The sequence below is a fragment of the Limnohabitans sp. DM1 genome (assembly GCF_001269385.1).
GTDB lineage: Bacteria > Pseudomonadota > Gammaproteobacteria > Burkholderiales > Burkholderiaceae_C > Limnohabitans_A.
On sequence record NZ_CXOO01000055.1, the window covers coordinates 22,239 to 47,791 of the forward strand.

The following is a 25,553-nucleotide window of genomic DNA, read 5'->3' on the forward strand; positions in this document are numbered from 1 at the left end:
TTCCCCTTCGTCGGTTCCATCGTGCTCATACCCCCAAGCCCTCAAAGTTGGCCGCAATCTTCGCCGCCAGTTCCACAGCCTCCCGGTTCAAATCCGCCAGCTCCACATGGATGTCGCGCAGGGTTTGTTCAAAGTCGAAGTCATCGTCCACTTCGGCCGGGGCCACGCCCACGTAGCGGCCGGGGGTCAGGCTCCAGTCGGCGGCTTCGATGTCGGCACGGCTGACAACTTTGCACAGGCCGGGCACGTCTTGCATCTCGGCTTTGGGAAAGCGCTCTTGCAGCCACACCATCTGGCGGTGGGTGTAGGCGCAGGCCTTGAGTTGCTCCACGGCGGTGTGGCGTGCGTCGTCGAGTTGCTTGATGTTTTTGTTGACGGCGCGGCGGTCGAGCAGGTCGGCGGCGGCTTGGATGGCGGCGTCTTTGTCTGACTTGCCTTCGTGTTGGCTCAGCTGTGCGGCCAGGGCTTGCGCCTGTTGTGCGCTGCGGGCGGCCAGTTTGTAGAGCAGGTCGATTTGCTTGACCAGTCCCTTGGCGGCTTCAGCTTGTTTGTCAAAGCTTTGGCGCAGTTGAATTTGAGTCGCGTTGTCGGTGCTGGCTTGGGTGCCGCTGGCCACCACCGTTTGGCCATACGCTTGCAGGCCGGTGACCAGGCTGGCGCGGTCGGTCATGAAGGCTTGGGCGGCTTGGCTTTGCTCGGCCAGAGCGGCTTGCAGGGCCGTCAAGCTTTCTTGCACGGGCTGTGGTGCGTCTTTCAATGCGCTGATGGCTTGGCTGAAGGTTTGTAGCGCCACTTGCGATTGGGTCAGCTGGTCGAGCAGCGGGGCCAGGGTGGCGTCCACGCCTTGGGCCTCGGCGTTCAGGCGGGTGATGTAGCTGTGCACCAAGCCCAGGTAGCGGCTTTGCTGGCCCCGGTACAGCCAGACGATGGCAGCCAGGTGGGCTTGTTGCTCGGGCGAGAAGTCGTAAATCTTGCGGGTGACTTTGCGGTAGACGTTGCGGGCGTCCAGCATGAGCACTTTGTCTTTGAGTGCTGCGGGTTTAGACCGGTCAAAGTGCCACAGCTCGCAGGGCACGGTGCGGGTGTAGAAGAAGTTGGAGCGGATGGCGACCATCACGTCCACGTCGCCGGTCTCGACCAGTTTGCGGCGCACTTCTTTTTCGCCATGGCCTGCGCTGCTGGCTTGCGATGACATGACAAACCCGGCGCGGCCCGTGGGCGACAAGTAGCTGTGAAAGTACGAGATCCACAGGTAGTTGCCGTTGGAGACGTGTTTGTCTTTGTTGATGCCGGGCAGGCCAAAGGGCAGGCGGCGGTCGGTTTTGATGGCTTCGGCATCGACTTTGTCGACGTTGAAGGGCGGGTTGGCCATCATGAAATCGACATTGCCCCACAGCGGCTTGCCATCTTGCAGGCGGTGTGGGTCGTCGTAGAAGGTGTTGGCTTCTTGAATGTCGCCTTCAAGGCCGTGCACGGCCAGGTTCATCTTGGCCAGGCGGATGGTGGTGGGGGTTTTTTCTTGGCCGTAAAAGGTGACCCGGTTCATGGTCTCTTGGCCCAATTGCTCGATGAAGTGGCTGCTTTGCACGAACATGCCGCCCGAGCCGCAAGCCAAGTCGGCCACGACGCCGTGGTCGGGCTCGATGATGTTGACCAGCGTTTGCACCAGCGAAGGCGGTGTGAAAAATTCGCCGTTGTCTTGTGCGCCCTGCATGGCGAACTTCATCAAGAAATATTCGTAAATGCGGCCAAACACATCGCCCGTGGCTTGGCGCAGGGCTTGGCTGTCAAAACAGCGCAGCAGGTTTTCGAGCAGCTTGTTGTCAAAGCGGTCGTAGTCTTTGGGCAAGCTGCCTTGCAGCGGCGCAAAGTCCGCCTCGATCGCGTTCATGGCCGCCACCAGTGCGCCGCCCAAGCTGGCGCCCGAAGGCAGGTTGAGCAGGGTGTCGTAGCGTGCGGCCTCGGGCAGCATCAAAGCCCGGCGCTTGATGAAGTCGCCCTTGACCAAGGGGCGCTTTGGCATGGTGCCCTCCGCCTGCGCGGCCTCAATGGCTTGCAGCGCGGTTTGGTAACGGTTGGTGGCGTGCCGCAAAAAAATCACGCCCAACACCGGCATGGAATATTCAGTGGCCGTGAGGTTGGAGTTGGCACGGAGCTGATCGGCGGCTTCCCACAGGCTGGTTTCAATTTGCGCGATGTTGTGGAAGGCGTTGGCGGTCATCTGTGCGGGGGCTGATTGTTGTTTTTGGCGGTTTGCCGGAGGGGCGTTTGGGCGGGGTGGCCAGCGGGGGCTTGAATGATTATGCCCAGCTTTGGTTGGGGGTTGGGGTGGGGTTGGCGGGCGCATGGGGGTTTACGCGTAAAGGCGTTTTGTAGGTAATTTTTGTTAGTTATTTGGTTATAGTTGGGCGCTTCGGGCCTGCTGCGCTTGATGGTGCGGTGGGGATGTTGCAAGGGGTTGGATGCCGGGTTTGGGCTGCAAATTTATACCTGCATGTACATGCAGTGTCTGGCCTGAAACCCATGTCACAAGCCGCTTGCGACGATTTCAACAAAAAGATGTATTGACACGGGCCGGGTGTATCAACTGGGTTTTGCGGTCTGCATTACGTTATCCATCATTGGAGATGAGTCTGTGGATCGTTTGGTAAAAGCACTTAAGAAATTATCCAAAGAATATCCACTGGAGAATTTTCAGTGGGATATCCCGAGCAACTGTCCGATTACCATCCCCAAAGAGTGCAACTCTGGCTATCTAAAAAATATTTACCTCAAAGAAAACTTCAAAGAAACCATTTGCAACGACAAAACCTTAAGCTCCCATTACTGGGCAGTTCAAGACTGGGGATGTATAGTATCTTTCAAGAAAAAGGACACAAACAATATTCGCATCAAAAATTTTCTTCAAGAGCTTAAACAAAATTCACTCACCAGAAACACATTTGAGTGCATCTCATCATTATCCAAGATTGCGTCTTTTATAAATCCTGGAAAATATTCAATCTACGACTCTCGAGCAATCTACACACTTAACTGGCTTATTTTTAACAATTCAAGCTCAAGTGAGCTATTTCCACAACCAATCGGGCGCAGTGCAGCGCTGTCAAAATATGACATGCAAACAATATTTAGGCTGTCCAACCGCCAGTTTAGTTATAGGCCTAACAACGTGGCCTTTCACGAATACTGTGCACTCTTAAACATACTCTCACCGCAAATATTTGGCGAAGGTAGCAAACCTTATAAATTAGAAATGCTACTTTTCATGGTCGCACCAACGAAAATAGTATCTCAAATCGAGGCATCTGTTTCGTTAACAATAAATGCCTAACTGTGTGTTCAACGCGGACGCCAACACTGGCGATGCATTCGGCATTTTATGTCCAATGTTTGTGCCCTCCGCGCCTCGCGCTCCAGCCGCCCCTCACCTCTACTTTAGCACCTACGAGTTATTTATATGTCTACATCTTCCACAACAGAACGTAGCCTTATGCCGTTGCTCATTACAAGCATGGCAGTTATAGCGCCGTTGTTATTCATTCTTGGGCTTGTCGTCGGGAATCAACTTCAAGGAAACACTACGCTAACAGCAGATTCAATTTCATCGTGGCTATCAGCAATCGCCACCGTTGCCATTGCAATCCTTACATTCATTCTTGCGAAAGAAACTTGGTATTTGCGTGAAGCGCAAATACAACAGCTGCAAGAGTTAAAAAGAGAAAACATTCGCCCAAACGTTGGGGTTGCCCTAAAGAGCAGTCCTGTTGGTATGAGTTTCATAAATATTGAAATAACCAATCACGGGAAAGGCATTGCGCGTAAAACAAAATTTACGTTCTTTGGCCGAGATGGCAAGCCACTCTCACAACCCGAAGATATCGTTGCTTCAAAATTCAAAAAATTAGCCATTTTCAATCTTGGTGTTGAATCAATCGGCATCGGTCAATCAATTTCAAGCTATTTGTTTAGCTTCATAGAGCTCGGAAAAGAGCTTAACGGCGAAATTTTCAAACCATTCCTGAGTATTCATATCGATTTTCAAGATGTGGAAGGGACGCAATACCATAACGAGTTCGCAATTGATTTTGCCCAATACGAAGGAATTACCGAGCTTGGTGGCGATGCCATGCATCAGATTTCTAGCGAAGTTAAGAAGCTAAGAGAATATGTAGGAAAAATAACCGGCCACTCAAATGGCCGACTTGCGGTTAATGTCTATAGCGAAGTGAACCGGGCTCAAGAGGAAGCAGAAACTCGCGCATGGATCGAAGAGCAAAGGCGCCAGTAGGGTGATCAAAGTCGCTAACCATTCCGTCGAGAGGGACCGCCCACAAGCTGCGCTTGCGGATTCACTTCGCGGCTTCGCCGCTACGGCGGCCCCTCACGTCTAACGATAGGCCTCATGAGAACTACAACATGCGAAACGTTATAACCCAACGGCGTTATGGCTACTGGCGAGAACTTCTGGAACAGTGGCTGTTTCTCGTGGAACGCATTCACAGAGTTACGGCACAGAAGCACTCCGTGTACTCATATAAAGAACGAACGAACGTCGGTCTTCTCGCAGCGGCTGCAACAGCCAACGGCTGGATAGCGCTAGAAGAGTGCCGTTCCGAAAAATACGCATCGAGCAACAGCGACGAGGTCTACCAAGGTAGATCGGATCTGCGCATTTGGAGAGACAAGCGACACCACGAAATAGAAGCGAAATTTCTGCGAGTAGCACTTGCCTCATCGTCAACAACGCGACTTACTAAAGCGGCTGAGAAATCAATTGATGATGCGTCCCGGTCTGTAGAATCTGGCGACCGTTTCGACCGAAAAATAGCTGTGACATTTGTCGTCCCAACACTGACCAACACGCAGGTTAAAAAATTCGATGCTGACGCGCTTGTTGAATATCAGGAGCGCCTCTTGCGGTTCATTCAGGCAAAAGAGCCAAGCTTCATTGCTTATACTTTCCCTGGTCCGGCACCGGCTGTGGGGTCACCGAATCGCCAAGCACTAGGCGTTATCCTTTTTGGAGCGGAGCCAAGTGAGGCCTAACGAGTGAGGATAAGTCTCCGTTTGTTAGACGAGCTCGGTTCTGGGCGGTGGTATTTGCCCGGCAAAAATTATCTTTTTTGTCTTGCCTGTGCAATTGAGCGTTTACGCTTGCTCAAGCGGTATGACTGAGGTGTGCTTTATGCCATTGCGGGACTTTTTGGAAAGTGTGTAGCTGTTTTTGGTCGAGCACATGCACAGTGCTTTTGGGGTCACTGTTGCGCGATCCTCAAGCTGAGATCGGCCGTGTCACTGGTGCGTGGTGGCCTGACTGTGTTGCGGTGGCGGCGCATTGGTTGATGGCAAGATTCGGCGGCGTAGCACCCTCATGGCACCGGCGCAGCACGCGCACTTCCATTGCGCACGAGGCGTGGTCTGAGATGTCGCTGATGGGGGTGCGGTGCCACTTGGGCGCTTGAACACCAGTAACTTCAATAAGGTGATCAGCCTTTTGCTGTTCGGATGCAAGAAACCACAGTTGTGCGGGCGAGAGCTTGTCAATTGCAAAATCAAAGTAGTCGCCCATGCGCCGAATGGCACGGGCGTAAGCGTCAATGGTCTTGGGCTGCAGGCCTTTGAGCTTGAGGTGTTGCAGGTGGGTGCGGTACGCGCTGGAAAATGGTTCGGGGAAAATAGCGGAGTCATAGCCACCGGGATACATCGACATGGGCAAACTCCAGATAAGTTGAAGATCACATGCCCCACAATTGAGGTATGAGCCTACAGCTTATGAATTCACCAACAGCCGTTGCGGCACACCCGCTCCGCGTAGTGGCTTCGTCCAACTTTCGCGTTAGGCATCAAAATCCCCCCCCCAGCGTCATGGATACAGTTAATACCAGTCAGTCGATAAAGGCGTGCGTAGACGAACTTCACAAGCACTTCGTGAAGATGCTAATGCCGGACTACGAATACGCCAGTTTGGTGGCAGTTCTTGCGAAGGCAGGAAAGACTTACTGCCGTCGCCATGGCGAACCGATGGAAATTGCCGAGTTGGTTCATGATGAAATCTACAGCCATGGCCTCGAACGCTGGCTGCAGACCGTACAAAAGAATTCCCCGACTGGCAATCTAGCAGCTGCTGACTTCGAATCAACGCTTCTAGACTTCGAATATATGTTCAGACACGGAAGGCCAAGGCCGAGACCGAAGAGAGTTCGAGCCTCTTGACCAAAAGCAAAAAAAAAGATGTACTCCGAAGACTCTGGTATCAGGCCGCGTTTTTAGGCGAGTCCAGCGAAGGCCAAAAGTCACCCAACAAAGGCATTAGACATGCATTTTCTTGCTATGTTCTTGACACTTGGCGGAGAAAAAATGTCATTTCTTTTGATCAGGTTTTTGACGGAAAAAAGCCTGAATCACTGCTGCAGTTGGAATGCCAGCCAAGATCACAGCGACAGTGACCTGTCCGTGCAAGGATGCCCAAATCGCCGCGACGATACACGTCAACGTCACCAGCACACCAAAAATTTGTGCCAGTAAGTCACTCCTGAAAACGGCTTTGCTTTGGTAGTCACCAATTTCAAGCTGCCGACGCTGCGCTGCAATGTTGGCTTCCAGTGTCTTATTTTCTAACTCACGTCGGTGTTTCGATTCATCCTCAGCCAGTTGAATCAATCGGTGTGCAGCGCCAGGAACAATTCGGTCAAACCCTTCAAGAATTGATGGAGGCGGAATAGGCCCTTGGTAATGCGCCGTCGTCAGCTGAACGGGTTGAACTGGCACCCCGATGGCAGCAGCGGCCTTGGCCGCTGAAGCGGAGGGAAGACCCGATGATTTATGGCGTGGTTTTTTGGTCATAGGCTGCAATGACTTTATCAAAATCAAGTCCTATGGCGCGCCAATCAGAAGCAAGCGCTTTTGAAACATCGACGTTGGGGATGTCAACCGTCAAGACCAATGGAAGATTTGGCAAGTCTTTGGCATGGTAGATGTAAGCAGGCGCGGCCATACCCTTGAGAAAACCTCTTAATAAGGCTTTACGCGGAGTTTGGGTGAAGTCGAGCGAGAACATGAGTCAATCATTCTACTGAGGAACAAAGCCTCAACACTACTACAAAGATGGGGCTTTGACACGCATGATGATTTACAAACCATGTTGTTGCTTTTCAGGGTCCGCAACAAGACCCCCTGTGTTCGAGCAACCCAGCATGCTGCATGGGGCGCATCAGGGCAACACGGCTTGACTTCACCCCAACCGCCAATACCCCCACCAAACCCGCATCCCCGTCGTCACTGCACACAACCCCGCAAACCCATAAGCCAACACCGCAAAGTGTTCAGGCCAGATGCACATGGCGGCAAAGACGGTGATGGTCTCGGTGGCTTCAGTCAGGCCACCCAAGAAGTAAAAGCTTTTGCCCGGCAAGGCGGTGTCCGTCAGGCCGCGTTTTTCGGCCAGAGCGGCGAAAGCTAAAAAGCTGCTGCCGGTGCCGATGAAGCTGGCCAGCAGGGCTGCGGCGGGCAGTGCGTTGGCGGTGGGGTGGGCCACCGCAAAGGCCAGGGGGATGGCGGCGTAGAACACGAAGTCGAGTGCGATGTCCAAGAAGCCGCCCGCGTCGGTGGGCTGGGTCAGGCGGGCCACGCTGCCGTCCAGGCCGTCGAGCAAGCGCGAGGCCAGCAGCAGCGCCAAGCCCCACCACCACGCTTGCAGCGCAATGGACACGGCGGCGGCCATGCCGATGGCAAAGCCCAGCCAGGTCAGCGCGTCGGCGCTGATGCCTGCGCGCACCAAGCCGCGTGCGGCAGCGTTCAGCGCGGGGCGCAAGAGGGTTTGGGCGTGGCGGTCAAACATGGGCTGACCCTTCTTCGGCGGCTACGCGCAAGCGCAGCACGCGCTGCGGGTCGGCCACGTCTTGTTCGTCGTGCGTGACCAGCACCACCGGAATGCGCCGCTCGCGCACATGCGCAAACACCCACGGCCGCAGCTGGGCGCGCAAGGTGGCGTCGAGTTTGGAGAACGGCTCATCAAGCAGCAGCGCTTGCGGCTCGGCCAGCAAGGCGCGCATGAGCGCCACACGCGCACGTTGCCCGCCCGAGAGCGTGGACGGGTCGCGCTCGCCCATACCGCTCAGCTCGGCTTTCTGCAGCGCTTGTTGCACGCGGGCTTGGCGTTGCGCGCTGGTGCGGCTGGTGCCCCTGGTGTCACTGGCGGGCACGGCAAACAGCAGGTTCTCGGCCACCGTCATGTGCGGGAAGAGCAAGGCGTCTTGAAACACCAAACCCACGCCGCGTTGGTGGGTGGGCAGGTGCGAAAGTTCGCGGCCATTGAGTTGCACCGAGCCTTGCAATTGCAGGGGCTGCAGCCCTTCGGACACGCTCGCCAGTGTGCCCGCTATTGCCGCGAGTACCGAACTTTTGCCGCAGCCGCTCGGGCCCATGAGTGTGAGGATTTCGCCGGGCGGCACATGCAGGTGCAGGCCGCTCACCAGCGCGTGAAGCGCGCTGCCCAAGCGTTCGATGTGAACGTGCAGGCCGTCGTTCATGCCGTGATGCACGGCATCTTGTGGGGTGTCGGTCATGGTGTGGCTTTCATGGGGGCGATCTTCTCAAATCGGCGTGACCTGCCCAGCCACGCGGCGAGCGCAAAGACGGCAATGGGCAAGAGCATTTGCAGCGCGGCGTAGGCGCTCATGAGCGAGCGTTGCGCGCCCGCAGCCAAGGTGACGGCTTCGGTGGTGACGGTGGCAAAGCGGCCCGCGCCCACATAGAGCGTGGGCAGGTATTGCGCCACGCTGACCGCAAAGCCCACGGCCCAGGCCGAGGCGATGGCGCGTTTGAGCAAAGGCCACTTCACGCGCCACAGATACACCCAACGGCCATGGCCCAAGCTGGCCACCAGCGCGGCTTGGCGCGGGTCCACCGCCTGATACGCGGGTACCAGCGCCAGCAGCACATAGGGCAAGACCATGACCGCGTGCGCCAGGCTCAGGCCCAGCCATTGGCCTTCGAGGCGGGTGTGCAGCGCCAGGCTGTACAAGCCCACCACCCACAGCACCGAAGGCAAGACCAGCGGCAACAAGAACCAGGGTTGCAGGGCCTGCTGCCAGCGGCGGGGGGCCAGCTCCAACCAGGCCACCGACCACAGCAAACACACACTGGCCGACGCCACGCCCAGACCCAGCGTGGTCCACACGGTGTGCGCGCTGCTGGCCACTTGTTGCCAGGCGCCCAGCGTCCACAACTCGGGCCACACTTGGGGGAAAGGCCACACGCCCGAGGCACTGCCCACGGTCAGGGCGAACCAGACGGCGGCGTAGGCGGTGAGGATGGTGGTCCACATGACATTCGGCGGCCAAACCCCCACAAAAACTGCCTTAGGTAGGCGCCTTGCCCCGGCCAACTTCAGGCGCTTGCCATGCCCCAACATTCGCCGCGAGGGCGCGGCTCCTACAAGCCAAGCCGTGACCACACCCGCCACCAGCACCGTGCCCGTCAACCACCCCGCTGCCGCCACGCCTTGCGATTGCGTGATCAGGTCGGCGTCGCTCAGCCATTGCCAAGCCAGCACGGCCAAGGTGGGCGGTGTGGCGGGGCCGATGATGAGCGCCATGTCGACCACCGTGAGGCCATAGGCCAACACCGCCAGCAGCGGCCAGCGCAGGCGCGGGGCCAGTTGCGGCCAGATGATTTGTGCAAAGGCTTGCGCGGGGGTGCGGCCCAGGGTTTGGGCCAGGGCGTATTCGGCTTGCCAGCGGCGGCGCAGGTCTTCGCGCTGCATTTGGGTGGCGGCCACCCAGAGCAAAAACGGCACCTCTTTGAGCCACAGCGCCAAGATCAGCCCCAGGCCCCACGGGTCTTGCGTAGTGAACCAGGGCGGTGGTGCATCAAACCCGGTGAAGCCAGGCGACAGCAGCCGCAGCGCCCAGCCGCTGGGCGAGAGCCACAGCACCAACCCGATGGCCATAGCCGCGTGCGGTGTGGCCAGCAAGGCCGGCAGATGCGACAACCAGCGACCCAGTTGTTGGCGGATGAAGCCGCTGGCCAACACATGCGCCACCGTGATCCACGCCAACGCGGTCGAAGCCAGCCCGGTCCACAGCGTCATGCCCCAGGCGCGCCATGTTTGCGGGTCGGCCCACAGGGTTTGCCAAGCGGCGGCGTCCAGCATTTGCGCGGCCACCGCCCACAGCGCCGCGCCAATGGGCATAGCAGCGATCAGCGCCAACAGCCCCGCAGCAATAAGGGCGAAGGCGCTCACAGGCCAGCGTTGAGCTGTTGCCCGATGGTTTGGTGGCCCATGGCTTGGGCCAAGCCCGCTACTTGGCAGCGCTCGGCGTTTTGGTGGGGCAACGGCACGTCGCAGCCCGGCAGGGTTTGGCCCAGTTCAAAAATGCGTGAGGTCATGGGGTTTTCCATTCGGTTTTGGACGAAGTATCAAGCAAACGGGTTGCGGCACCGGCGTGGAAGACTGCCGTCGTGTTCATGAACCTCTGGGAAAATGCCGCGTGGGTGGTCGGGCCACCCGCCAAATTCTCTGTGCATGTCCTCAACCCGCTTGCCGACCCATTCATGAAGGAGCCCTCTGTGGCCAAGTTCAAACCTGCCCCTCAGGGTTACACCACGCCCTCAGGCCAGCCATGGCCGCCCACTGACACACATGCCAAGGTGGATGCCAACCCGCAGGACAAGCGCCCTGTGGACGAGGCGCGGGTGCAACAGGTGTTGGACATGATGGTGCTGCTGTCGCAAAGCACCACGGCCGCCGAGATGACCCAGCTGTTGCGACTGCATGGCGACTTGGTGGGGTGGACGGGCTCGGTGACTGAAACCAGCGTGCGTGCCCAACTGGTGGTTTTGCGCGAGCGCGGCTGGGTCAACCCTGGCTACAGTGGCCGCCAAGAGTTGAACTTTGCAGCACCGGCTTACCGTAAGAATCTGGTGCGGATCTACACCACCGTGCAGCCCACGGCGCTGTGGCCACACATGGTGCAGCGCCTCAGCACGACTCGGACCCATTCTTGGTCGCTTCAGCCAGAGCGCGTGGCTTTGGGCTATTGCGTGGTACGGGCCCATCTCTGGTTAGGGCGCAGCGAGGCCGAGGCCATGGCCATGCTTGCACCCCACGCACTGGCGAACTACCTGCCGCAATGGGCCGATCAGATTTTTGAAGATGCCTGGTTGCCCGAGTTGATGGGCCAGGCCGACCCCTTGTGGCTGCAAAAGCTGCTGCTCACGGCCCTGAGCAGCATGGACGAGCCGAATTACCCCTTGGCCATGGCTTGGCTGGAGACCGAGATCCCATCGGGCCGCTTGGTGCCGCAACGCATCACGCGCCTGGCCTTGGGCATCTCTATGGCGGGTGACGCGCGCGGCGCGCAGCTCACCGCCCTGCTGGGCCCGGATTGGTGCTATGTGCCCGAGCTGGCGGGTGCCATTGAAGGCCTGCAACTGCTGCAAGCGGGCGACCACGGTGGCGCGCGTCAGGCCTTTGCGACCAATGGCAAAGCGCTGCGTGCGGCCAAAGTCAAATGGGCCGAGCTGCTGCCACCTTGGCTGCAGCAGCTCGAACTGCTGGCCTGGCTGAGCAGCGACGACCACAAAGATTGGGAGGTGGCTCGCAAGCTGTGTGTGGCAGCGTCTGGCCGCCGCCAGCCGGACATCAACGACGGTATTTTTGGCGTGTGGGTTCAAGCGATTGATGCGCGCCTGGGCAAGTCGCCTTGGCACCCGCACTTCACCGACTTTTTGAAGCGAGACATCAAGGCTGAACACCTGCTGCAATTGGCCTGGCTGGGCAAGCCTGCCGGTGAGCCGCCCAACGACAACAAGGTCGCCATCACGCTGGCGTTTCTCAAAAACCAGTGCCTGGGCAGCCTGCTGGCCCCCACGCTAGAGGCCTGCGAGCGCCTGGGCTGGCCCAGCGCTGAATGGGTTCACCCCGTGGCGGCAAGGCCCGCGCGCATTTTTGGGGCACCGCCTGAGCCTTGGCGCGACGCACTGCAAGCCATTCTGAACCTCAGCGCCTCCAGCGACCCTGCCGCAGTGGCCGACAAGCCTGCGTTGCAATGGGCGTGGAGCCTGAGCATCGATGAACAGGGTCGCCCGATAGACCTGAACATGTTGGAGATGAGCACAGGGGCGCGTGGGGCCGTCAAGCTCAAACCCCTAGGCTGGCTGGCAGCCCAAAAGCGCCAAGGCTTACCCGCCCGCGACAGTGCGGTGCTGCGCCACCTGCAGCGCCCACGCAACAGCACCCATCCCGTGCTGAATATCACCGGCGCACTGCAAGCCCTGAAGGGCCACCCCCTCCTGATGCTGGAAGACGCGCCTCAGCAGTGGCTGGAGATGGTGCCCGCCCAGCCGCGCTTAGTGGTCAAACGAGAAGGCGACGGCGCAAACGCCAGCTATGTGTTTGAGATTGACCCGCCCATCAACCTGAAGACACCGCCCCAGTTGCCCGATCATTTCAATCTGTGGGGTGACGACCGCCATGCCGCTGCAGAAGACCGGGCCCAGTGGCGCATCGTGCGCGTGAGCCCTGGCGTGGCCAAGCTCATCCACATCAGCCCGGCGCAGCAGCAGGTGGCCGACCTCATCACCAACGGCTGGCGGGTGCCCGCCCAGGCGCAAACCGAGTTGAACGCCGCACTGCAAGCCTTGGCCTCGCATTTTGAGTTGCAGGGCGACGCCCAAACGGGCCGCCAAGTGCCCGCCGAAAGCCGTTTGCGCGCACAACTGGCCCCTGCAGGCGAGGGCCTGAGCCTGCGCCTGGTGGTGCAACCCTTTGGCGACTATGGCCCCCTGGTGGTGCCCGGCATGGGCCGTGCCCGCATGGTGTGCGTGCACGAGGGCGAGAGCCTGTGGTGCGAGCGCAGCCTGAGCGAAGAGCGGCGTTGGCTGTCCAGCGTGCTCGAAAGCCTGCCCATGCTGGACCCCGAGCACAGCGCCGACCAAACGGTGTTGCTTGACACGCCCGACGAAGCCTTGAGTGCGCTGGACCAACTGCCGGGCCAGCCCGGCGTTGCCGCCATCGACTGGCCCAAAGGGCGAGCCGTCAACATTCAGCAAGTTCACAGCGCCCAAATGTCGATCACCGTGGGCAGCGGCCGCGATTGGCTGGCGCTGGACGGCGAGGTGCAGCTCGACGAAGGCCGGGTCATGGGCCTGCAGCAGCTTTTGGCCCTGATGCGCGGCAGCAGCAGCCGTTTTGTGACCCTGGCCGAGGGTCAGGTCCTGGCGCTCAGCGACCGCCTGCGCCAGCAGCTCAAAGACCTGGACGGCCTGGCACAAAGCAGCAAGAAGGCGGGCCTGCAACTGCCGCACGCCGCAGCGGCCTGGCTGAGCGAACAGCTCGATGGCGTGGAACTGAAGGGCGACAAAGCCTGGCGCGAGCGCGTGGACGAGCTGGCCAAAGCCAGTCAATGGGAGGCCCCCGTGCCGCGCACCCTGCAGGCAGAGTTGAGAGACTACCAACGCCAAGGCTACCAATGGCTGGCGCGCCTGTCGCGCTCGGGGCTGGGTGCATGCCTGGCCGACGACATGGGCCTGGGCAAAACCGTGCAGACCCTGGCCCTGCTGCTGCAACGCAGCAAGGCAGGGGCCGCTCTGGTACTGGCACCCACCTCGGTGTGCAGCAATTGGCGCGACGAGATCCACCGCTTTGCACCCAGCCTGGAGGTGCACATTTATCACGAAGCCGCAGACCGCCGCCAGGTCTTTGCTGAGCTCGGCCCCGGCCATGTCCTGGTGGCCAGCTACGGCCTGGTGCAGCAAGACAGTGAAGCCTTCACCCAGGCCGCCTGGGCGACGCTGGTGCTGGACGAAGCCCAGGCCTTGAAAAACGCCGCCACCAAACGCGCGCAAGTGGTCAGCCAGCTGCAGGCGGGCTTTCGCCTGGCCCTGTCGGGCACACCGGTGGAAAACCGGCTGTCTGAGTTGTGGTCGTTGATGAACATCTTGAACCCCGGCTTGCTGGGCTCGGCCAGCCAGTTTCAAGAACGCTTTGCCGGCCCCATTGAGCGCCAGCAAGACCCGGCGGTGCGCCAGCGCCTGCGCCGCATCATTGCGCCCTTCTTGCTGCGCCGCACCAAGGCCCAGGTCTTGCAAGACCTACCGCCGCGCACCGAGATCGTTCACCTGGTGCAACCCAGCGAGGCCGAGCGCGCCTTGCAAGAAGCCATGCGCCGCCAAGCCCGCGAGGAGGTTGAAAAAGCCGCCCAAGACAAGAAAGGCCCGCAAATTCGCATGTTGGCCGAACTGATGAAGCTGCGCCGCGCCGCTTGCGACCCGCGCCTGGTGGTGCCCGAGATGGGGCTCTCCGGGGCCAAGATCGAGGAATTTGAACGCTTGGTGCAAGAGCTGGTGGCGGGCCAACACAAAGCCTTGGTGTTCAGCCAGTTCACCGACTACCTCAAGCTCTTGGCCGAGCGCCTGGAGGCCCTCGGTGTGGCCTACCAATACCTGGACGGCAGCACCCCGGCGGCCGAGCGAGGCAAGCGGGTGGCCGCCTTTCAGCAAGGGCAGGGCGAGGTGTTTCTGATCAGCCTGAAGGCGGGCGGCTTTGGTCTGAACTTGACAGTGGCCGACTACGTCATCATCGTCGACCCTTGGTGGAATCCGGCCGCCGAAGACCAGGCCAGCGGCCGTGCCCACCGCATGGGCCAGCAACGCCCCGTCACCGTCTACCGCCTGGTCACCCAGGGCTCGGTGGAGGAGCGCATCTTGCAAATGCACCACGACAAACGCAGCCTGGCCGACAGCATGCTCAACGACCAGGACGGCTCGGCTGTGCTGGATGCCTCCGCATTGGCGGAATTGCTCAGGGATTGATCAGGCGTAAGCCATTTTTGCAGGTCGGGGCTTGAGCTGCGAGATCTACCCATCAGGGACCTATTGATTCGGCCCTGTGAAGTTTTCAATGCGCAAAGCTGTTGTAGGTCGGTGGTCGAAGACCCCGACATGGGCCTGTGCCGAAACCCATAACGTCGGACTCTGCGAGTGCCGACCTACGAGATGACATGTCTCACGCATTTCAAACTTCAGCGTGCCTGATCAATATGTCGGGGCTGAAGCCACCGACCTGCGAAACACCAGCGTCATCTCACACACCGTAACGGCGCGTCCATTCTTTTTCGAGCGCATCGACCCATGAGGCGTGGGGCTCGGGCAGCGCCGGGGCGCTTTGGGTCAGTTGCCCGGGGCGCACGGCCGAAGCAAATCGGGCGCGTTCGGCGGCAGGCAGGCGCGCCACATCCAGCACCGTCGGGTCGCCCCACACATCGATGTCGGCCTTGCGGGCTTGTGCGGCGGGCGAGAGCAAAAAGTTGGCCACGACTTGTGCACCGGCTTTGCTGGGCGCGTTGTAGGGGATGGCCACAAAGTGCGTGTTGCCAATCGTGCCCTTGGCAAATTGCCAGCTCTGCACCGTGGCCCTCAGGCGCTTGGCGGCGATCTCGTTGGCGGCTTCGTTGGGGTTGAACGTGAGGGCCAACAGCAGCTCGCCGTCTGCCATCTTCTGGCGCACGGCCGCCGAGTTTTGCGGGAACTGTTTGCCGCCGCGCCACAAGTGTGGGTGCAGCGCATCCAGAAAGCGCCACAAGGGCGCGGCTTGTGCCTGCAAAGCCTCGGGGGTCACGGGCCGGGCCAGCGCCTTCACATCGGGCGCGTGTTCGATCAAGGCCTGCTTGACGAAGGTGGTGCCATGGAACTCAGGCGGGCGCGGGTAGGTGATGCGCCCAGGCTGGCTGCGGGCCAGGGCCAGCAACTCATTCATGTTTTGTGGCAGTTGGGGCAGGCGTTTGGCATCGGCAAAAAACGTCAGTTGGGCCATGCCCCAGGGCGACTCCAGACCATCCGTGGGCACCGAAAAATCCACCAACGTGGTGGGCTTGCCCACCGTGTCCACCCACTGGAAATTGGGCAGGGTTTGGGCGAACGGCGCAGACAACAAGCCATCGCGTTTCATGGCGGCAAAGTTTTCGCCGTTGATCCAAATCAGGTCCACCGTGCCTTCGGTGTCTTTGCGTCCGGCCTGCTTTTCGGCGCGCACACGCTTGACCACATCGGCCGCATCGCTGATCTTGACGTGCTGCAGCTTGACGCCAAAGTCCCGCTGCAACTCGCCCGCCACCCATTGCAGGTAAGCGTTGATGCGTTCGCTGCCTGCCCAAGCGTTGAAGTACACCGTCTGGCCACGGGCTGCGCGCTCGGTGTCAGCCCAGGCCGCTGCGGCTGCGGCTGCGGCTGCGGCTGCGGGGGCAGCGGCCTGCGCGGCCCAAGGGGCAAAGGCGGCGGCACCTGCAAGAGTCAAGGTCTGGCGACGGTTGATCTGGAATGAAGAACTCATGTTGAAGGGGACCGCCTGCACGGCGCTGTTCACGGTTAAAAGCCAAAGGTATGCATTTTCGCAGCAGGCCAATCCGCTGCATGACCCGGGCCATTATTGATTCGGCCCGGTGAAGTTTTGAATGCATCAAAGATCTTGTAGGTCGGCGGTGGAAGACTCCGACATGGGCCTTTGCCCAAACCATTAACGTCGGACTCTGCGAGTACCGACCTACAAGATGTCCTTTCTCACACATTTCAAACTTCAGCGTGCCGGATCAATAGGTTAAAGAAAACCTCAAAACAAGGTAGTCGCTCGCAACCAGGCGTCTGGCAACAGGGGCACGATTTGGGCTTCGAGCCATTTATCAGCGCCCGAAGCAATGGCCACGCCCGCCAGAAAGATCAGACCCCCAAACACTTTCTTGACCCGATCACCCTGCGCCAACACCTTGTCGCGGACCGCCTGAAAACCACGGCGTGAGGCATAGGCCACCGCGACCAGGGGAATGGCCGCGCCCATGCCAAACAGGCCCAACACAATCCCGCCGCGCACTGCGCCACCTTCGCTGGCCACCAAGGTCAGGGCCGAGGCCAACAAAGGGCCAGAGCAAGGGCTCCAAACCAAACCCAGCACCGCACCCAGCAACAAGGCCCCACCCAAAGTGTCACCTTTCAAGCGCGAGGACACGCCGTTGGCCCCGCTGGCCAGCGGCATCATCCATTGGGTGAAGCGCTCATTCAGCACCGGCACCCACATCATCACGCCCAGCGCCATGAGCAGCACCGCGCCAAATAGGCGCACATGGTCGCTGTCCAGGCCCATGGCGGGCCCCACCGCACCGAGCAAGACACCGATGCCCGCAAAAGACAGGGCCATGCCAACACCCATGGCCACAGGGGCCAGGCGGTTGCCCTGCGCGGCCCCACCCAAAACCATGGGCAAGATGGGAAAAACGCAAGGCGAGAGGGTCGTCAAACTCCCCGCCAACAAACTCAATCCGAGGTGGCTGATGGCCAAATCCATGATGTATTCCTTGCTGAGGCCTGTGGTTTATTTGGCCGACAACCAGGCTGCACGCAGGGCCTGGGCATCGGTTTGCCCACCAGAGCGGTGCTTTTGTTCTTTGCCCTTGTAGATGATCAAGGTCGATTGCGAGCGCACGCCCATCTCTCGTTTGAGTTCGCGCTCTTGGTCATAGTCCACCACCAGCAATGTGCCCGGGACGGTGGCATCGTCCTTGAAGGTGTTGAACACTTTTTCCTGTGCGCGGCAGGTGGGGCACCAAGCGGCGTGGAAGTGCAGGCCGACGGTTTCACCCGCTTGTTGTTTGGCCATCAGGGTTTGTGCGCTGTAAGCAGCGATGTCCAGTGCGTGTGCTGGGGCCATCCAGGCGCTCAGGGACAGCGTCAAGGTCAGGTTTAAAAGGGCGAGTGTTTTGTGCATGGTCAATCCTAGGTGAAAAAAATGCGCCGCTGGGGTGTTGTGAAGTTGAGGCGAGAGGCCTGCCCACGGTTGCCTTTTTGAATTCGCTGTGCAGGCCCAAAAAGTTACAGCGTCAACATGATGAATGCCCATCAGGGGGGCACCCCGCAACTTGTCAGGCCAGTCGCCGCCGGTAACCGACCCAGCTGGCCGTCAACACCGTGGCGGCAAACAGCAACACGGGCCAGCCCAGACTGAACACCTGAGCAGGCTCGGCATGGCGAAACAGCTCTGCCCGCATGGCCCGCAAAAAATGGGTCAGGGGCAACAACTCTGCGAGTGTTCTGGCCCATTGCGGCATGGCGTGCAGCGGAAACATGAAGCCCGACAAGAGCAAAGAAGGCAGGTAGAAAAAGATGCCCAGCTGCACCGCTTGCAACTGTTGGCGCGCCAACAATGACAAACAAAGCCCCAAGCCCAACTGGCCCAACATGAAGACCAAGGCCAAAAACCACAAGGCCACACTGGCCCAGGGTGTGCCAAACAGGGCCCAGGCCATGGCCTGAAGAAGGGCGTATTGGGCCAGCCCCAGCAAGAGGTAAGGCAGTAATTTGCCCACCACGATGTGCCCGGCTGTCAGCGGTGTGGTGCGAAGTGCGTCCCAGGTGCCGCGTTCGAGTTCTCGCACCACACACAGGGCCGCCATCAAGGTCAGCGTCAAGGTCAGGATCACGCCGCTGAGCGCGGGCATCATGTAGGCGCCGTCTTGCTCCGTCAATGCGTAACGCCCTTGCATCTGCACACGCACGGGCAAGCCCTGCCAATCCATGAGCTGGGCCGCAGCAGGTTGACGAGCAGCACGGGCAAGCCCCCACGACAGGCTGTCCCCCCACTGAGACACCACCGCTTGTGCCCAAGGGTCTGACAAATCAGCCTCCAGGCGAACCGGCAAGGCTTGCCCGGCCAGCACATATGTTGAGGGCGAAGCGGGCCAATGCAGCACCAGACGCACATCGCCGCGTTGCATGGCCAAAGTCGCTTCTTGGGCCGACATGGGCTGGGCCTGTAAGGCCAGCAATCGGCCCTCCTGAAAGTGCTGCAGCATGGCCTGGGTCAATCGCCGATCCAGCTCTGGGTCGGGTGCCATGCTGCTGGCGGCAGGCGGCGATGAATCGAGCACCCAGGCAGCGGGCCAATGTTTGGGCGCCAAAGAAATGGCAAAGCCAAACAAAAGGATCTGGGCCAAGGGCACGCCTGCCAGCAAGGCCAAGGTCAAGCGGTCCTGGCGCAGTTGCAGCCACTCTTTGCGGGCCACAGCGCCGCACAAACGGGCCGCGCGGGCCAGGCTGCACCACATCGAGCGCAGGCTCATGACACGGCCCCTTGCCTGAGCAAGCGTCGCAAGCCTTGTTCCAGCCCGCCAGCTTGCTGCGCCAGCGCCATGGGTGAGCCTGTGTGGCAGACACGCCCATGCGCCAAGGCCATGAGCGCATGGCAGGACATCACCTCTTGCGTGTCATGCGTGCTGATCAGCACGCTCACCCCTTGGTGGGCGAGCCGGTGGATGTGTTCCCACAGCTGTGCTTTGGCGTCCAGGTCCACCCCCGCAGTGGGTTCGTCCAACAAAAGCAAGCGAGGCTGCGCCAGCAAGGCCACCGCAAAGGCCACCCGTTGTCGCCAGCCGCCCGACAGATGACTGACCCGTCGGCGCAACACGGGCCCTAGCCCATGGGCATCGACCAGGTTTTGCACGCGTGACTGCGCGTGTGGCAAATCCAGTGCCTGCGCCCTGAAGTGCAAATTGTCCACGGCGCTGAGTTCTTCATACAGCCCGCCTTGCTGGGGCATGTATCCCAGGCGCGCCCTGTCTTGTCCAGAGCGAGCCAGCAGGGGCTGGCCCAGCACATGGCCCTCACCGCTCATGACCCAGCCCGACTGATGGGACAACAAGCCGGCCAGCAATTTGAGCAAGCTTGATTTGCCTGCACCGTTGGCGCCATAAAGCAGACAGATTTGCCCGGGCGGCAACTGCATGTCAATATTTTTCAAGCGGTAGTCTGTGCCCGAACGACACGACCAATCACGCAAGATCACCGTGGCATCAGGGCAGTTCAAGCGCAAATCCTCCGAAGCTGTATTGCGTGGCTTCTGCCCCCAAAAACAAGGCCGCTGCGGACTGTTGTGGGCGCGCGTGATCCAGCACATGCCCCAGTGCCGCCCAAATGCTGGCGCTGCCCAGATTGCCCACTTGCGCGGCATGGGCGCACACACGCTCAACAGGCAAATGCCATTGTTTGGCCAGCCATGGCGCCAATGCGCCACTGGCCTGATGGGGCACCACCCAATCGGCATCGGTCAGCGAATACCCCACGTCTTCGAGTGCGCGCCGACCCTGAGCCAACAGGGCCAGGCCATGTTGCTGCACGCCGGTGTAGTCGTGTTCAAAGTTGAGCACGCCGCCTTCGAAAAAACTGGCATCCGATCCGCCCGGTCGCAAGCACAAACCCGGTGCGGGCGCGTTTTGGCATTGCCCAAAGTAAGCATGCGCTATGCGCGGCTGGCTCGATTCGGCATCATCGGGCCCGATGATCACGGCTGCTGCGCCATCGCCCATTTGCAAAAAATTGACCCATTGGGCAGTGTCTGACGCCAGGTTGAGGGGATCAAAAAAAACCGATCCTGTCTCGACACCGACGATGCCCACCGGTGCCGAACCCGGCTGGGCGGTCATGGCAAATGCAATTTGCAAGGCGTTGGCAAAGCCCGTGCACGCCTGGCGCAACTCCATGTGGGCGCCGGTGTGGCCGGTCAGACGTGCGATTTCAGCCGAGCCAGCAGGCAACAACTGTGCGGGTGTGCTGGTGTGGCTGATCAGGTAGCCCAAGGTGTCTACAGGCAAGGCAGCGCGATCCATGGCTTGCTGCAAGGCAGCAGCAGCCAACTGCGGATTGCGGGCTCCAGGCCGGGGCACTTCTTGTGTGTGCAAGAAATCCCGGCACAGATGTCTGTTTTGGACGCCCAGTCGCGCAGCCATCCATTGGCCTTTTCTCAGGGTGCTCAGGCCTGTCAGGTCCTGCACTTTTTGACACAACTGGGCGGTGCTGACCGGCTCGCCTGGGTAGGCGCTGCCCCAGCCCAACAGACAACGGCGGCCCGTCTCCATGCGCAATCGTCCGGCTTGCATCAGGTGTTCTCCTGCGGGGTTTGATCCACACACGGCATGGCCAATCGGCCCAGCGCCGATGACACCGGTTGCAACAGCCATTGCAGGCGTTGGCGGATGTCCCGGTTCAAGGCGCTTTGCCGGGACTGCGACATGCCCATTTGGCGGGCCAGGCTGCGCGCCAGGTTGACATGCCGTGCCTCGTCTTGACGCAGTGCACACAAAGCACGGTGCAGATTCGGTGAACGGCTGATGGCACACGATGTGGCCAACAGGGGGTGCAGCAGTTGACACACAGCGCGGTCCAGTGCGGCGATGTGCGCCAAATGCTCGGCTGGCTGGCTGGACTCCAGCTTGCGAAAAAACATGGCCACCCGCGCCGGGTGGGGTGCCTGTTGCGGTGATGGCAAAGACGCTTGCAGCGCTTCGATCAAGCGCGCATGGGCCATCTCATCTTGTGCAATGGCCCTCAAGGTGGCTTGAGTCCCTTCAGGCAATTTCTGGCACAAGCGACCGGTGAAGGCATGCACTGCCGATGCCTCTCCGCAAGCCAGATAAGGCAATACGTCAGCCAGGTCTTGCTGTTGCGAGGTATTCAAACCCGTGCAGTCCAGAGTCAACACACTGTCGATGAGCCGGCCCACTGCAGCACTTGAATCAGGGGCCTTGCAAAAATTTTTCAGCATGGTGGATTGCGCTTGCGCTTAGGCGTTCAGGCCAAGTCGCGCAAGTACCGTGCGCGCACCCAAGCATCCAGCGACAGTCTCCCCGGCCCCATGAACACCAGCGGCAGCAACATGCTCATGTAGATCACGGGCAGCTTGAAGTTGCCAAAGCCGTCATTGGTCAGGGCATAGCCCTGGAGCAGTTCACCCAGGCTGGACCATGACTCGGGCCAATGCACGCTGAGCATGGCGACAACGGTGAGCACGATCAAGGAGGCAGAAAAAAAGCGTGTGCCCAGTCCGATGACCAAGGCGATGGCCCCCACGATTTCAAAACCGGTGGCCAAGGCCCAGTTGAGGTCAGCCGGGATCAGCTTGAAAGGCCAAGGAAACTGGTCCTGGATGTCTGCAAACCAGTTGCTGCCATGCAGCTTTTCAAAACCGGCTTCGCCATATTCCCAAGCCAGGATCAGACGCAAACTCAGCAGGCCGATCCACAAGCCGACATGGTCGAGTGCGTGAATGCCGCGACGGGCGAGTTGAAAGGTGTTGTTCATGTGCGTGTGCCCAATAAGACGCCTTGCTCGCGCAGGCTGATGAGGAGTTGCTGGCCGAAGCCTTGCAAGGCTTGCGGGTCGGGGTGCTTCATGTCGGTGGCCAGTTGCGCAAAGGCTTGTTGGCCGCTCAGGCCTTGGTCCAGCAAACCCAGCACATGGGCCGTGACGGCGTTGATCTCGGTAAATTGCACATCGAGCTGCGCATCGCGAAACACCACCAAAAATGTGGGCTCCGCCTGGCGCGACTGCCAGTCGGGGCCGATGCGGTGCACGGGCCAGGGGCTGACCACATCCACCCGTGCGGGGTTGAGGCACACGCTTGACAGCATCATGTCGCCCTGCGGGTCGTGCGCGGGAGGCGCGACGTCCATCACATCCACCGCCAGTTCGGCCCATTCGTAACGCGCCAGATCGGGCAGCCAGACAGGCAAGGGCTGGGCGATGTGGTGCTCACTCAGGTAGCGCACAAACTCGCGCGGGATCTCGCGAAACCAAGGCGTGTGCGAAGGCCAGTCGCGGTAAAAGGTGCGGCACAGCCTGCGCCAACGGGCCTCGCCCAGCAGTTGGCGGCTGACCGGAAAGCAGCTGTCCAGAAAACCGCAAACGTTGTTGAACAACAAATCGTTGTACACGCCCATGCGCCGCTTGGGCACGCCCGGTGGGCGGCGTGTGTGGTGCGGGTCGCGCAGGTGCGCGGCCATCTGGTGCTGGAATTTTTGGAAGGCCAGCATCACGCCACCTGCCTGTTGACGGATTGGGTTTGCGCACCCCATTGCCCAACAGCTTGCGCGCCGAAGGCCTGGTGCTGCAAGTGCGCGATGTGCGCCACCTCTTGGGCGAGGATCGGCAAATCGGGGATGTTGAAGTCGCGCTCCAGGCAAGTGGGTACCGGATGGCCTATGCGCTGGTAAGCGGCTTGCAGCAATTGCCAGACCGGGTCGATCACCTCGCTGCCATGGGTGTCAATGAGCAAGCCGTCTTCTTCGACATAGTGCCCCGCCACATGCACGTAGCAGGTGCGCTCCAGCGGCAGCTGCGCCAGATAGGCGTGTGGGTCAAAGCCGAAGTTGCGGCTGTTGACATAGATGTTGTTCACATCCAGGTGCAGCAGGCAATCGGCCCGCTCGACCACGGCCCGCACAAATTCGGGCTCGCTCATTTCAGCACCCGGGGGCGCGATGTATGTGGATGCGTTTTCCACGCCGATTTGCATGCCCAGAATGTCTTGTGCGCGGGCGATGCGCTCGGCGGTGTAGCGCACAGCCTCTTCGGTTTGGGGAATGGGCAGCAGGTCGTAGAGGTGGCTGTCATCAGCGCACCAGGACAGGTGTTCGGTGAACAGGCGCATGCCATGTTCACGCATGAAATCGCGTGTGCGGCGCAGCAGGATTTCATCCAGAGGGCCGGGTCCGCCCAAGGACAATGACAAGCCGTGGCACACAAAGGGGTAACGCTCGGTGAAGGCGCGCAGGGTGTGGGCCGAGCGCCCGCCCATGCCAGCCCAGTTTTCGGGGGCGATTTCAAAAAATTGCAGTGCTGATGGCACGCTTTGCTGTAATGCCGGGATCAGCTCACGCCGAAAACCCAAACCGGCTGAAATGGGATGCTTGTCGATCATGGCCTTTGCCTTGGTTTTGTGGAGTGCCAGGTGGGTGAACGTCATGCGCTTGATGCGGGCGTACTGTTCAGGCGCCCTTTTCTTGCGTGCTGTGAGCGCATGACATTCACACACCGGTTCAGCCCGGCATCAAGACTTCTTGGCGCCGCAAGAGGCGTCTTTTTTCTTGTCGCCACCACAGCTGCCTTCTTTGGCTTTTTTGTCGGCACCGCATTTGGCTTCGCCGCACTTGCCGTCTTTGGCTTTGGTGGCTTTTTTGTCAGCGCCGCATTTGGCTTCGCCACACTTGCCGTCTTTGGCCTTGGTGTCGGCCTGGGCGACTTGGTAGCCCGCATCGAGCTGCTTGGCGGCAAAGGGGTTGCCAGCGGCCTGTGCGGGCAAGGTGGCCACGGCGGCAAATGCAGAACCCAAAGCGATGGTCAAAAGTTGTTGCTTGTTCATGAAAATCTCCTGTGAAGTCAGTCGGTTGAATGAACCGCCGGGCTCAGCGCCGGTTGGCACTCATGCACGGTGGTCATGGTGTAATTCGTCTCGCCCTCAACAAAAGTTACATAATTTTTTGATTAATTTTTTTGCCACGCGGTGTAACTTTTTCTGCGCCGCACACGAAATCTCTGTATGAGCGAAAGACTCCACACCATCGAAGCTGAACTGCACCCCTTGTGGATGCAGTCTTTGCAAGGTGACAGCGCCTGCTATGCGCGTGCTTTGACTTTGCTCAGTCATTACCTGCGCAGCTTTTTGAAAAAACGCCTGCAATCCCAACTCAGTGATGTCGAGGACCTTGTGCAAGAAACCTTGATGGCCATTCATCAAAAGCGCCACACCTACCAAAGCGATCAAGCGCTCACGGCCTGGGTGTTTGCGATAGCGCGCTACAAGTGGGTGGACCATCTGCGCGCACACGGGCGCCGAGAAAGCCTGCACGACGACATCGACGATTGGGCCGACATTTTGTCGGTGGACAGCGATGAAGAGGCCAGCGATGCGCAGCGCGATTTGACGCAGATGTTGGCCGACTTGCCTGCCAAGCAGCGCGAGGCGATTGAGCACACGCGGCTGCAAGGCCTGTCCATCAGCGAAACCGCACGACTGACCGGACAAAGCGAGGCGTCCGTCAAAGTCAATATCCACCGGGGCCTGAAATCACTGATGGCCATTTGGGGAGTCCAAAAATGAAAACACAAGACCTGATCGGCCTGCTGGCCCAAGACCCGATGCCTGCTGGCCCCCCGGTACACCAGCAATTGGCCAAATCTTTGATCGGGGCGGCGATGGTGTGCACGGCCTTGGTGCTGGTGGGTTTCGGCATCAACCCGGACATGGGGGCCATGGCCGTCAGTCCGGCTTTTTTGACGAAAATGCTGTGGCTAGCCGCTGTGGCGGTGTTCAGTGGCTACGGCCTGCTGCGTTTGGCGCGTCCGGGCGTGAGCGCTGGCACCACTTTTTGGGGCTTGGCCCTGGCGCTGTTGGCCATGATGGGTCTGGGTCTGATCCAGTCGATGCAAGCCAGCTCCGAACATCGCCTGGCCCTTTGGATGGGCAGCTCCTGGCAAGTGTGTTCAGTGAGTATTTTGGGTTTGTCACTGCCGGTGTTGGGTGGGCTGCTGTGGGCGCTGCGCCAATTGGCACCCACGCGCCCTGCGTTAGCAGGTGCCGCAGCCGGCGCCATGGCGGGAAGTGTGGCCGCAGCTTGTTATTCGCTGCATTGCACCGAAACGAGCTTTGCTTTTTTCAGCGCTTGGTATGGCGGCGGCATGCTGCTGGTCAGCGCCCTGGGGTCATTGCTGGGAGCGCGTTTGCTGCGCTGGTGAAC

The 25,553-nt window shown here is 59.9% G+C and carries 25 protein-coding genes; 6 read left to right on the plus strand and 19 right to left on the minus strand.

Annotated elements, in window-relative coordinates:
- Nucleotides 1-25: 25 nt before the first annotated feature.
- On the minus strand, nt 26-2,221 hold the full coding sequence (locus AMM33_RS18785; protein ID WP_090142786.1) for a type I restriction-modification system subunit M: 2,196 nt from the start codon (nt 2,219-2,221) through the stop codon (nt 26-28).
- A gap of 414 nt (nt 2,222-2,635) precedes the next feature.
- On the opposite strand from AMM33_RS18785, the gene AMM33_RS22135 reads away from it, so the two are divergent.
- The 3 genes from AMM33_RS22135 (at nt 2,636) to AMM33_RS18800 (ending at nt 5,046) form a co-directional block, all read left to right on the plus strand.
- Complete coding sequence (locus AMM33_RS22135) at nt 2,636-3,331, plus strand: hypothetical protein (RefSeq protein WP_194945563.1); 696 nt, start codon at nt 2,636-2,638, stop codon at nt 3,329-3,331.
- Nucleotides 3,332-3,457: 126 nt separating this feature from the next.
- Entirely contained in the window at nt 3,458-4,288 is an 831-nt protein-coding gene (locus tag AMM33_RS18795) for a hypothetical protein (protein WP_194945564.1), read from the plus strand.
- 128 nt (nt 4,289-4,416) lie between these two features.
- Nucleotides 4,417-5,046, plus strand: coding sequence for a hypothetical protein (locus AMM33_RS18800; RefSeq protein WP_090142788.1), 630 nt, complete (start codon nt 4,417-4,419; stop codon nt 5,044-5,046).
- Nucleotides 5,047-5,272: 226 nt separating this feature from the next.
- Here AMM33_RS18800 and AMM33_RS22605 read toward each other — a convergent pair whose 3' ends face one another.
- The 7 genes from AMM33_RS22605 to AMM33_RS22145 form a co-directional block, all read right to left on the minus strand.
- Nucleotides 5,273-5,710 (minus strand): hypothetical protein, encoded by a 438-nt coding sequence (locus AMM33_RS22605; RefSeq protein WP_228768244.1) that lies wholly within the window; start codon nt 5,708-5,710, stop codon nt 5,273-5,275.
- 650 nt (nt 5,711-6,360) lie between these two features.
- Complete coding sequence (locus tag AMM33_RS18815) at nt 6,361-6,843, minus strand: DUF2335 domain-containing protein (RefSeq protein ID WP_090142790.1); 483 nt, start codon at nt 6,841-6,843, stop codon at nt 6,361-6,363.
- Complete coding sequence (locus AMM33_RS22140; protein WP_194945565.1) at nt 6,821-7,057, minus strand: hypothetical protein; 237 nt, start codon at nt 7,055-7,057, stop codon at nt 6,821-6,823. The genes AMM33_RS18815 and AMM33_RS22140 overlap by 23 nt, the downstream gene beginning before the upstream one ends.
- A 174-nt stretch (nt 7,058-7,231) precedes the next feature.
- A complete protein-coding gene (locus tag AMM33_RS18820; RefSeq protein WP_090142791.1) occupies nt 7,232-7,837 on the minus strand; it encodes a CDP-alcohol phosphatidyltransferase family protein in 606 nt (201 codons plus the stop codon).
- The gene (locus tag AMM33_RS18825) at nt 7,830-8,564 is read right to left on the minus strand and encodes an ATP-binding cassette domain-containing protein (protein ID WP_228768245.1); all 735 of its coding nucleotides are present in this window, start codon (nt 8,562-8,564) and stop codon (nt 7,830-7,832) included. The genes AMM33_RS18820 and AMM33_RS18825 overlap by 8 nt, the downstream gene beginning before the upstream one ends.
- The gene (locus tag AMM33_RS18830; RefSeq protein ID WP_228768246.1) at nt 8,561-10,243 is read right to left on the minus strand and encodes an ABC transporter permease; all 1,683 of its coding nucleotides are present in this window, start codon (nt 10,241-10,243) and stop codon (nt 8,561-8,563) included. The genes AMM33_RS18825 and AMM33_RS18830 overlap by 4 nt, the downstream gene beginning before the upstream one ends.
- A complete protein-coding gene (locus AMM33_RS22145; RefSeq protein ID WP_194945566.1) occupies nt 10,240-10,389 on the minus strand; it encodes a hypothetical protein in 150 nt (49 codons plus the stop codon). Before AMM33_RS22145 ends, AMM33_RS18830 begins: the two co-directional genes overlap by 4 nt.
- Before the next feature lie 78 nt (nt 10,390-10,467).
- On the opposite strand from AMM33_RS22145, the gene AMM33_RS18835 reads away from it, so the two are divergent.
- The gene (locus tag AMM33_RS18835; RefSeq protein ID WP_090142792.1) at nt 10,468-14,814 is read left to right on the plus strand and encodes a DEAD/DEAH box helicase; all 4,347 of its coding nucleotides are present in this window, start codon (nt 10,468-10,470) and stop codon (nt 14,812-14,814) included.
- 271 nt (nt 14,815-15,085) lie between these two features.
- Here the strand turns inward: AMM33_RS18835 and AMM33_RS18840 are convergent, their stop codons facing one another.
- From AMM33_RS18840 to AMM33_RS18890, 11 genes are all read right to left on the minus strand, one after another.
- On the minus strand, nt 15,086-16,330 hold the full coding sequence (locus AMM33_RS18840) for an ABC transporter substrate-binding protein (protein WP_090142839.1): 1,245 nt from the start codon (nt 16,328-16,330) through the stop codon (nt 15,086-15,088).
- A gap of 276 nt (nt 16,331-16,606) precedes the next feature.
- The gene (locus AMM33_RS18845) at nt 16,607-17,335 is read right to left on the minus strand and encodes a cytochrome c biogenesis CcdA family protein (RefSeq protein ID WP_090142793.1); all 729 of its coding nucleotides are present in this window, start codon (nt 17,333-17,335) and stop codon (nt 16,607-16,609) included.
- Between the two features lie 27 nt (nt 17,336-17,362).
- A complete protein-coding gene (locus tag AMM33_RS18850; protein WP_228768247.1) occupies nt 17,363-17,755 on the minus strand; it encodes a thioredoxin family protein in 393 nt (130 codons plus the stop codon).
- Between the two features lie 154 nt (nt 17,756-17,909).
- Nucleotides 17,910-19,106, minus strand: a complete 1,197-nt coding sequence (locus AMM33_RS18855; RefSeq protein ID WP_090142794.1) for an ABC transporter permease — start codon at nt 19,104-19,106, stop codon at nt 17,910-17,912.
- On the minus strand, nt 19,103-19,849 hold the full coding sequence (locus AMM33_RS18860; protein ID WP_194945567.1) for an ATP-binding cassette domain-containing protein: 747 nt from the start codon (nt 19,847-19,849) through the stop codon (nt 19,103-19,105). Before AMM33_RS18860 ends, AMM33_RS18855 begins: the two co-directional genes overlap by 4 nt.
- On the minus strand, nt 19,836-20,918 hold the full coding sequence (locus AMM33_RS18865) for a 3-oxoacyl-[acyl-carrier-protein] synthase III C-terminal domain-containing protein (RefSeq protein ID WP_194945568.1): 1,083 nt from the start codon (nt 20,916-20,918) through the stop codon (nt 19,836-19,838). The genes AMM33_RS18860 and AMM33_RS18865 overlap by 14 nt, the downstream gene beginning before the upstream one ends.
- Complete coding sequence (locus AMM33_RS18870; protein ID WP_194945569.1) at nt 20,918-21,496, minus strand: 3-oxoacyl-ACP synthase; 579 nt, start codon at nt 21,494-21,496, stop codon at nt 20,918-20,920. The genes AMM33_RS18865 and AMM33_RS18870 overlap by 1 nt, the downstream gene beginning before the upstream one ends.
- Before the next feature lie 113 nt (nt 21,497-21,609).
- Nucleotides 21,610-22,119: an HvfX family Cu-binding RiPP maturation protein gene (locus AMM33_RS18875; protein ID WP_090142798.1), complete on the minus strand. Its 510-nt coding sequence runs from the start codon at nt 22,117-22,119 to the stop codon at nt 21,610-21,612.
- Nucleotides 22,116-22,850, minus strand: a complete 735-nt coding sequence (locus AMM33_RS18880) for an HvfC family RiPP maturation protein (protein ID WP_090142799.1) — start codon at nt 22,848-22,850, stop codon at nt 22,116-22,118. The genes AMM33_RS18875 and AMM33_RS18880 overlap by 4 nt, the downstream gene beginning before the upstream one ends.
- Nucleotides 22,850-23,782: an HvfB family MNIO-type RiPP peptide maturase gene (locus AMM33_RS18885; RefSeq protein WP_228768248.1), complete on the minus strand. Its 933-nt coding sequence runs from the start codon at nt 23,780-23,782 to the stop codon at nt 22,850-22,852. Before AMM33_RS18885 ends, AMM33_RS18880 begins: the two co-directional genes overlap by 1 nt.
- Nucleotides 23,783-23,866: 84 nt before the next feature.
- Nucleotides 23,867-24,178 (minus strand): HvfA family oxazolone/thioamide-modified RiPP metallophore, encoded by a 312-nt coding sequence (locus tag AMM33_RS18890; protein ID WP_090142800.1) that lies wholly within the window; start codon nt 24,176-24,178, stop codon nt 23,867-23,869.
- A 177-nt stretch (nt 24,179-24,355) separates the two neighbouring features.
- Between AMM33_RS18890 and AMM33_RS18895 the strand changes: the two genes are divergently transcribed.
- A complete protein-coding gene (locus AMM33_RS18895; protein ID WP_090142801.1) occupies nt 24,356-24,916 on the plus strand; it encodes a sigma-70 family RNA polymerase sigma factor in 561 nt (186 codons plus the stop codon).
- Nucleotides 24,913-25,551, plus strand: a complete 639-nt coding sequence (locus AMM33_RS18900; protein ID WP_090142802.1) for an NrsF family protein — start codon at nt 24,913-24,915, stop codon at nt 25,549-25,551. The genes AMM33_RS18895 and AMM33_RS18900 overlap by 4 nt, the downstream gene beginning before the upstream one ends.
- The last annotated feature ends 2 nt before the right edge of the window (nt 25,552-25,553 follow it).

What these genes read in the sequence shown, in the direction of transcription:
- AMM33_RS18785 (WP_090142786.1), bottom strand. Translation starts at nt 2,221, where the DNA reads ATGACCGCCAACGCCTTCCACAACATCGCGCAAATTGAAACCAGCCTG.
- AMM33_RS18795 (WP_194945564.1), top strand. Translation starts at nt 3,458, where the DNA reads ATGTCTACATCTTCCACAACAGAACGTAGCCTTATGCCGTTGCTCATT.
- AMM33_RS18800 (WP_090142788.1), top strand. Translation starts at nt 4,417, where the DNA reads ATGCGAAACGTTATAACCCAACGGCGTTATGGCTACTGGCGAGAACTT.
- AMM33_RS22605 (WP_228768244.1), bottom strand. Translation starts at nt 5,710, where the DNA reads ATGTCGATGTATCCCGGTGGCTATGACTCCGCTATTTTCCCCGAACCA.
- AMM33_RS18815 (WP_090142790.1), bottom strand. Translation starts at nt 6,843, where the DNA reads ATGACCAAAAAACCACGCCATAAATCATCGGGTCTTCCCTCCGCTTCA.
- AMM33_RS22140 (WP_194945565.1), bottom strand. Translation starts at nt 7,057, where the DNA reads ATGTTCTCGCTCGACTTCACCCAAACTCCGCGTAAAGCCTTATTAAGA.
- AMM33_RS18820 (WP_090142791.1), bottom strand. Translation starts at nt 7,837, where the DNA reads ATGTTTGACCGCCACGCCCAAACCCTCTTGCGCCCCGCGCTGAACGCT.
- AMM33_RS18825 (WP_228768245.1), bottom strand. Translation starts at nt 8,564, where the DNA reads ATGACCGACACCCCACAAGATGCCGTGCATCACGGCATGAACGACGGC.
- AMM33_RS22145 (WP_194945566.1), bottom strand. Translation starts at nt 10,389, where the DNA reads ATGACCTCACGCATTTTTGAACTGGGCCAAACCCTGCCGGGCTGCGAC.
- AMM33_RS18835 (WP_090142792.1), top strand. Translation starts at nt 10,468, where the DNA reads ATGAACCTCTGGGAAAATGCCGCGTGGGTGGTCGGGCCACCCGCCAAA.
- AMM33_RS18840 (WP_090142839.1), bottom strand. Translation starts at nt 16,330, where the DNA reads ATGAGTTCTTCATTCCAGATCAACCGTCGCCAGACCTTGACTCTTGCA.
- AMM33_RS18845 (WP_090142793.1), bottom strand. Translation starts at nt 17,335, where the DNA reads ATGGATTTGGCCATCAGCCACCTCGGATTGAGTTTGTTGGCGGGGAGT.
- AMM33_RS18850 (WP_228768247.1), bottom strand. Translation starts at nt 17,755, where the DNA reads ATGCACAAAACACTCGCCCTTTTAAACCTGACCTTGACGCTGTCCCTG.
- AMM33_RS18855 (WP_090142794.1), bottom strand. Translation starts at nt 19,106, where the DNA reads ATGAGCCTGCGCTCGATGTGGTGCAGCCTGGCCCGCGCGGCCCGTTTG.
- AMM33_RS18865 (WP_194945568.1), bottom strand. Translation starts at nt 20,918, where the DNA reads ATGCAAGCCGGACGATTGCGCATGGAGACGGGCCGCCGTTGTCTGTTG.
- AMM33_RS18875 (WP_090142798.1), bottom strand. Translation starts at nt 22,119, where the DNA reads ATGAACAACACCTTTCAACTCGCCCGTCGCGGCATTCACGCACTCGAC.
- AMM33_RS18880 (WP_090142799.1), bottom strand. Translation starts at nt 22,850, where the DNA reads ATGCTGGCCTTCCAAAAATTCCAGCACCAGATGGCCGCGCACCTGCGC.
- AMM33_RS18885 (WP_228768248.1), bottom strand. Translation starts at nt 23,782, where the DNA reads ATGACGTTCACCCACCTGGCACTCCACAAAACCAAGGCAAAGGCCATG.
- AMM33_RS18890 (WP_090142800.1), bottom strand. Translation starts at nt 24,178, where the DNA reads ATGAACAAGCAACAACTTTTGACCATCGCTTTGGGTTCTGCATTTGCC.
- AMM33_RS18895 (WP_090142801.1), top strand. Translation starts at nt 24,356, where the DNA reads ATGAGCGAAAGACTCCACACCATCGAAGCTGAACTGCACCCCTTGTGG.
- AMM33_RS18900 (WP_090142802.1), top strand. Translation starts at nt 24,913, where the DNA reads ATGAAAACACAAGACCTGATCGGCCTGCTGGCCCAAGACCCGATGCCT.